4 protein-coding genes are annotated in these 4,990 nt (G+C 34.3%); 1 reads left to right on the top strand and 3 read right to left on the bottom strand.

Annotated elements, in window-relative coordinates; translation table 11 throughout:
- Positions 1-259: 259 nt before the first annotated feature.
- Both HRT72_12915 and HRT72_12910 read right to left on the bottom strand, forming a co-directional pair.
- On the bottom strand, positions 260-1,378 hold the full coding sequence (locus tag HRT72_12915; protein ID NQY68607.1) for a glycosyltransferase: 1,119 nt from the start codon (positions 1,376-1,378) through the stop codon (positions 260-262).
- Between the two features lie 6 nt (positions 1,379-1,384).
- Entirely contained in the window at positions 1,385-2,215 is an 831-nt protein-coding gene (locus HRT72_12910; GenBank protein ID NQY68606.1) for a glycosyltransferase, read from the bottom strand.
- A gap of 466 nt (positions 2,216-2,681) precedes the next feature.
- Here HRT72_12910 and HRT72_12905 point away from each other — a divergent pair, with 466 nt between their 5' ends.
- Positions 2,682-4,679, top strand: a complete 1,998-nt coding sequence (locus tag HRT72_12905) for a GSCFA domain-containing protein (GenBank protein NQY68605.1) — start codon at positions 2,682-2,684, stop codon at positions 4,677-4,679.
- A gap of 10 nt (positions 4,680-4,689) precedes the next feature.
- On the opposite strand, the gene HRT72_12900 is transcribed toward HRT72_12905, so the two are convergent.
- On the bottom strand, positions 4,690-4,990 hold a 301-nt coding region (locus HRT72_12900), incomplete at its 5' end, for a hypothetical protein (protein ID NQY68604.1).

Below are 4,990 nucleotides of genomic sequence, written 5' to 3'. Positions count from 1 at the left end.
GAGAGGCAGTCTCGTTTCGATAGAACTAATTCCTTTCGATAGATCTTGTGAATAAATAAGGCTTACAAAAGTCAGCAGAAACGGGATTAGTAAACACCAAAAAATCTTTCGTCTTGCCAGAATGGCTAATCGGAGCTTTATTTTTCTATCCATAAGAACGAGAACACAAAGATTGATCATTAAAATATTAGAAGCAATGGACATTCCTAATAGGCTAAAGAGCATTGTGAAAATCAAAAATCGAAGTACAATTTTTGATTTAGCCATCGATTATATTTTGTTCTTTTAGGATTGCTGTATGCGGTTTCTGTCCGTTACCAGAATATAGTTGCTCGTAATCAATTGCACATCTGTATTTGTTAAAGTGACGCTCATACATTTTTACAGACTTTTCTGAAAGTAACTTGTATTGTGCAATATCATTTTTTAAGTATTCGATGTATTCAATGGCGATTTCTCTCGAATCAAATAGAAAGCCATTAACGCCAGGTGTTATCATGTCTGAATTACCAAAGCACTTGTTCATAAGTAAAGGTAATCCAAACGCAAGGGCTTCAATTGAAGCAATTGGAAGGCCTTCCCATGAAGAAGTAGACAAATATAAATCGGCTTTTCTAAGGTGCTCGAAGACATCCGATTTGGAACACCATCCGGTAATGTTAATATTCTTACTAGTTAGAGTATGCTTAAGCTCGCCATCACCAATCCAAGTAAATGAAATGGAAGGATCATTTCCGAAAAACTTAGCGATGCGGTTAAAAAATACAGGGTCTTTCTGTATCGTTATTTTTCCGCAAATAACAATGTTAAATTTTTTATGGCCGTTGTTATTAACGCGAATTTCTTGCGGAATAGTTGTGCCATTTTGAATTATCCGGGTGTTAATTCCGAGTTCTTTGTATGCTCTATATTCAGATCTTGAAGAACTAATAATGTTGGTGTTAAAACGACTAGCCGTTTTTTCAACTCTCCTAAATAGGTTTCTTTGTGTTTCTGTAATATCTGTTCTTAAAAAAGATGCTGCATTTGGCGTGTATACAATTTGATTATACCCTTTTGTGAAGCCAATAAATCGACCAATTATTCCGGCTTTTGATGAGTGTAGGTGAAGAACATCAAAATCGATTTTCTTTAGAATGCTGTTTAATTCAACGTAAGCTTTGAAATCCTTAATAATACTTATTTCACGCTGGGCATTTTTCCATTTAATAAATTGCGCTTTCCCAAGGTATTCTTTCTTGATTTCCTCAATAGCTCTTGTATCGTCTCTTTCGCCATGTACGATGTAATGCTCATGATTTGGTATTCCAAAAACAAGTTCCTGGATAAAGGTATTAATGCCTGTGGCAAAGGGTTCTACAACATGCACGATTACCATAACTGCCTATCTGTAAATTTCTTTTTTAATCCGAAAAAGCAGGCTATACGGTAAAGCAATTAGAAGCAAATTATATAAAACTCCGTATACAAGATGGAAGTTGAAATCCCCATACTTTAATACAATTCTAAGCTTGCTTTTGTTTTGGATTTTTCTTTTGATGTGAGAAATGCCATTTTTATTGAATTCCGCCTTCGTTAAGAACTTCGGGATATTTGCCGTTCTAAAGTGTTTAGCTATGTTAAAAAAGTATGCATAATCTTCGGCCGCCTCATAATTATTAGGATATTTCCCTAGAGATTCCACAACTGATAATCGATACATTACCGAAGGATGTATCATGTTACAGCGAATAGACATCTTTCGCTTTATTTTCTCATGACTTATCGGAGGCTTATTGCTAAATACTTTTTCACCAGAAATAGTATCTACCCATTTTACCCATGAGCCGACAATATCGATCTTGTTATTGGTGTTTAAAAAATTCTCCTGTAGTTTAAACCTATTAGCAACACAAACATCACCGCAATCTAACCTAGCGACAAACTTGTTTTTGTTTTTTTGTAGAATATAATCTAAGCCTAAGTTGAGCGCGTTAGTGATTCCGCTATTTTCTGAAATGTGAATTAATATAAGTGAAACCCCTTCATTGGTGTGCTGATTTAAAACACTTAATACTGGAACTTGACTTTTATTGCTCCCGTCGTCTACAACCAACACATCAATACCACTTTTGTGTGAAATTGATTCTAGCGTTGTAATTAGTCCCTCTACGTTATTATAGTGTGGAACTAATACTACGGATGAGTTTACTCTTTCTTCTACTTCGGTTTCCATCAACTTAGTTAAATAAATTAATCTTTATGTCTGAATAATCACGACTTAGATAAATATTATTTTAATTCTTCGTTTAAAGGGTTTCCTATTAATTAATTAATTGTTTTGTTCGTTCATTTTGTGAACAATGAAGTAAAGGTAATCAAAGTGAGTGTTTTAATCTTCGTTTTGGGCTGCTAAGTTCCTTTTTAGTTGAGTTGGTAAAATTGTATATGATGAATTTTTTGATTGCAAAATGCTTTATTATAGCGTGTTATCCAGTGTAACTGGTTTGGTTTTTTTGTTAAATATTTGTTTTCCATGTAGGATTCTTCTTGTTACTTAGTAAGTAGATCGATGTAGCTAACAACTTAGCTGTCGTTCTTCGATTTTACTCTCTTAAAACAATGTTTAGTTCAATTTAGAGTAATTTCACTCTAAGAAAAGCAAACATTTTTTGAGATAAATGATACAAAGAATGACAATTATGGGGTCTAAGAAAATCCTAATTATAGGAAACTGCCAGGTTGTTGGCGTCTCAAAAATCATATCTGCAATTACGGGAGCAGAATGTAAGCAATATCATGTGTCGAAAAAAATATTGTCTGATAACCCGGATGGTTTTGTTTCATTTACTGATTACGACTATGTTTTTATCAATAAATTCGATTCATCCTGGGAGTATTTGGCCTTTGACAATGTGAAAGATAGAAAAGGAATTATTTTTTTACCAAAAATCGTTTTTAGAGGAAGTCATCCTGATTCTATCTATATAAAAAATGGAGACGGAGTATTGTCTTCCTCTTTTGGTGATTACCATTCGATGATTATTTCGTGTTCATTTTTACTCGGTTTATCGGAGAAGGAATGTAAAGACTTGTTTGCTCCGAAATTCTTTTTTCAATTGGGTTTTAACGATTCATTCGAGTTAGCTATACAATTGCTCAAAAATGAACTTAATGATCATGACATGGACGGCGAATTGTTACTTAATAAATGGGTGGCAAATGGTCATTTTATGAGAACAATCAATCATCCCAAATTATATGTTCTTGAGGATATTATAAAGTCTTTATTAGAAGTGAATTCAATAAAGTATAATAGCGAAATATGTATTTCAGACATAATATCAGATAACCTACTTAGTAATTCTGTTTTCCCTATCTACCCTGGCCTAGGGATTAAGGGGAGGAATGACGAATCTTTGTTGTTTAAATCTAATTCGAAAAATTCAGTTAATCCAGATTCTGTTTCGGTATTGGGGTTAGAAGAGATGATATCTCAATCGTATGGAATATATCAAAAGATAGAACTGATAGAAGATAATTTGCCTAAAGGCGTTTACGAGCGATTTGTAAGTGTTTACCAGAGCGAAAACAGGGTTGGGAATGAAAATAATTTATTCGCACATCCTTATAAGAAGTTGCCTAACATAAATTATTGGTCTCGGTCGATAACTAAAGTTAGTTTGGAAAATGTAAACCCAGTTACACCTTTAAAGTTTAATATATATCCAGAAACCAAGGTTGCAACAGCAGGAAGTTGCTTCGCTCAACATATTGCTAGAGAATTATCGAACTCGGGAATGACCTACTATGTGGAAGAGCAGGGGCCGGAAAACATAGGCGAGGTGGAGCGGAAAGAATTGGGTTATGGTGTGTTTTCAGCCCGATATGGTAACATATACACAACTAGGCAATTGGTTCAACTGTTTGATAGAGCATATGGAAAGTTTGAACCCGTTGAACAAGTTTGGAAAACAGAAAATGGGTGGTATGTGGATGCCTTTCGTCCAAATTTAGGCGAAACATTTTCTTCAAAAGATGAAGTTCTAAAAGATGTTTCAGATCATTTGGGATCAGTTCGTACAATGTTCGAAAGGCTGGAAGTATTTGTATTTACATTGGGACTTACAGAATGTTGGGTTAATGTAAAAGATGGTTCTGTATATCCTGTTGCTCCAGGGGTAATAAGTGAAAATAGGGATGAAAGTCAATATCGATTTTTGAACTTATCTTATGAAGATATTGTTCAAGAGATGCATGATTTTATTTGGAGGTTAAGATCTGTGAACAAGACAGCTAAAATTATTCTAACAATCTCTCCAGTACCGTTGGTGGCATCCATGGAAAATAGACATATTCTTTCTTCTAATACTGCAAGTAAATCTATTCTTCGAGCAGCTGCAGATTCTATAGATAGAGCTTACAATTTTGTTAGTTACTTCCCTTCTTTCGAAATCATTACGGGTAATTTTAATTTAGGACAGTATTATGCGGAAGACTTAAGATCAGTTAGGTCTGAAGGTGTGGGGCATGTAATGAGGCTGTTTATCAATGAATGTACATCCAGCGAGCATAAAATACCCGTAAAAGCAATTAAGGTTAATACAGACAAACTTGAAATACTAAAGAAAGAAACGGACGATCTAGCTAAAGTTATATGCGATGAGGAATTGCTTGATGATAGTAAAGAGGTGAATTGAAACTCTTTAATTAACTGTACATTTCAATTAGTACCTCCGCTTTTTGCTGACTTTCGGTAGTCATATCCAGCAAGCCCATTTTATTACGAATTGAAAATATATCCACATCACTTAGTTTAAAGTGTTGTTGAGGCGTATTCGAGGAATCTTTATTTGGGAAAATAAATAAGGAATCAACCCACCTAGAATCCTCATCGAGATGTTTGTTGAAAATTAAACAATGTTCTTCTGAAAAAGGGAAGGAATCTCCTTTCCAAACCCGGAACTCTTTGTCTTGGCGTAATAACATGAAAAACTCGGATCTTTCATTT

Source organism: Flavobacteriales bacterium (assembly GCA_013214975.1).
Classification (GTDB): domain Bacteria; phylum Bacteroidota; class Bacteroidia; order DT-38; family DT-38; genus DT-38.
This window is presented reverse-complemented; position numbering and strand designations above follow the sequence as displayed.